This is a genomic window from Bradyrhizobium sp. Kon58 (assembly GCF_055807455.1).
On the sequence record NZ_JBVVOT010000237.1, the window covers coordinates 1 to 350 of the forward strand.

1 pseudogene is annotated in these 350 nt (G+C 63.7%); it reads left to right on the plus strand.

The annotated features are described in order from the left end of the window. Positions 1-350 (plus strand): annotated as a pseudogene (locus tag AC0L20_RS40270) (1,4-alpha-glucan branching enzyme); the annotation flags it as partial.

The following is a 350-nucleotide window of genomic DNA, read 5'->3' on the forward strand; positions in this document are numbered from 1 at the left end:
CCGCACCGAAGTGCACGGTTTCATGCTCGCCTCGGCGTTGCACTGGCTCAAGCACTTTCACGTCGACGGCCTGCGCGTGGATGCGGTGGCGTCGATGCTGTACCGCGACTACTCGCGCAAAGCCGGCGAGTGGGTGCCCAACCGTCACGGTGGCCGCGAGAACCTGGAAGCCATCGAGTTTCTGCGCCACTTGAACGACGTGGTAGCCCTGGAGGCGCCGGGTGCCCTGGTGATCGCCGAGGAATCCACGGCGTGGCCGGGCGTCAGCCAAAGCACCCAGCAAGGTGGCCTGGGCTTTAACTACAAGTGGAACATGGGCTGGATGCATGACTCGCTGCATTACATCCAGC